2 protein-coding genes and 1 pseudogene are annotated in these 1,556 nt (G+C 67.0%); 2 read left to right on the top strand and 1 reads right to left on the bottom strand.

All coding sequences use genetic code 11. The annotated features are described in order from the left end of the window. Positions 1-451 (top strand): annotated as a pseudogene (locus AB0J71_RS49955) (Tn3 family transposase); the annotation flags it as partial. On the opposite strand, the gene AB0J71_RS49950 reads toward AB0J71_RS49955, so the two are convergent. Next, positions 417-839, bottom strand: a complete 423-nt coding sequence (locus AB0J71_RS49950; protein WP_364421487.1) for a VOC family protein — start codon at positions 837-839, stop codon at positions 417-419. The pseudogene AB0J71_RS49955 and the gene AB0J71_RS49950 sit on opposite strands and share 35 nt — an antisense overlap. A 622-nt stretch (positions 840-1,461) precedes the next feature. Here AB0J71_RS49950 and AB0J71_RS49945 point away from each other — a divergent pair. Then, positions 1,462-1,556: FAD-dependent monooxygenase (locus tag AB0J71_RS49945; protein ID WP_364421489.1), on the top strand; the 95-nt coding region annotated here is incomplete at its 3' end.

Genomic DNA, 1,556 nt, shown 5'->3' with positions numbered 1-1,556 from the left:
GGACGGCGGTGAGGAGGTGTCGGCGGAGGCTGAGGGCGTGGACGTGTTCGCGGCGATCCGGCAGGACCCCGGCAACGTGAGCGTCACCACGATGGAGAAGGAGGTGTTCAAGCTCGGCGCCATCGAGGCGATCGGGCTGCCGCAGGACGTCTTCGACGACATCGCCCCCGGCGTTCTGCTGTCCTGGCGGGCGCGCGTGGCGGTGTCCTCGCCCAGCCATCTGCGCCGGCATGGTCACAAGTTGCGGGTGACGCTGCCGGCGGCCTATCTGCACTGCCGCCGCCGAGAGATCATCGACGCGATGACGGGCCTGCTGATCACCACCGTGCAGCGGATCAACGCGCGCGCCGACACCAAGGTGACCGAGGAGTTCGTCGCCGAGCTGAAACGCGTCTCGGGCAAGGAGAACATCCTGTTCAAGATGGCCCAGGCCGCGACCGCTGCTGGGTGATGTTGACCATCCAGGTGATACCGAACCGGTCCACGAGCGAGCCGGCCTCGTCACCCCACAACTGCTTCTCCAAGGGCAACGTCACGGTGCCGCCGGCGGACAGCCTCTCGAAGTAGCCGCGGAGTTCGGCGTCGTCGCCGCCGAGGAAGACCGCAACGTTGTTGCCCGGGGTGTGGGGCATCTCTTCCCGGACGTCCCAACCCATCAGCGTGTAGCCGTCCGGGGTGCGGAGCGTGGCATGCATGATTCGGTCGGCGGGTGCGTCCGGCGAGCCGAACTCGGCGTACGTGCCCATCTCCAGCTTGCCGCCCAAGACGTCCCGGTAGAACTCCATCGCCTGCCGTGCGTTCCCGTTGAAAGCGAGGCACGGGTTGAGTTGAGACCCCATCTGATGCTCCTTCGTGTGAGTGAATTGCGAACGGCCAGGACCGCAGCAGCAGGCACCGACGGTTGTCCGAACCTGGCAGTGCTCGACCGCCGAGGTTTCGGCCCCCGGAACTGCTTGCGCGCCCAGACCCGTATGGAATGACCGCTCAGGGTGTCTGAGGGATCACTCCGTTAAGCCTCCCAACGAATCACGACATCCTGTGTCGTGTATTCCCGTGCAGTTCGGGGGCGCAGGGTGGCGAAGTCGGCGTGCGCGGCCGCGACGGCCTCGGGGTAAGCCTGCTGCTTGTCGTATCCGGCCAGGGCCCTGCCTCCCTGCAGCCCGAGCCCTCCGGCGGAGAGGTAGGGCCGCTGAGGGCCAAGCGGTCCTGATCGACCACGGAAGTCAGAGAGGCGTGGGGCACGACCAGTTCTTAGATAACTTTTGTTATCTGGCGAGATAGCGATCACCGGCATAGCGCGAGCTGGGCCGCCGTCGCCCGGCGCGGACGCTTCGATTCCCGGTTATCTGGCAACCCGGCGGGTGGTGGAGGTCGACACGATGGATCTGGTCATCGCCGAGCAACTCGGCCGCGCACACTCACTCGCCCGGCACCTGGACGACTTCCTCACCGACCTGGCCGGTGCACATCGACGTGATCGTGGTGGGAGCCGGGCCCACCGGACTGCTGCTGGCCGCGGAGCTGGCCCTGGCGGGCGTGGCGGTCCGCGTGCTCGA

This window comes from Nonomuraea sp. NPDC049637 (assembly GCF_040675235.1).
Lineage (GTDB): Bacteria > Actinomycetota > Actinomycetes > Streptosporangiales > Streptosporangiaceae > Nonomuraea.
The sequence above is the reverse complement of the archived record's forward strand: the minus strand, read 5'-3'. Positions and strand labels throughout refer to the sequence as shown.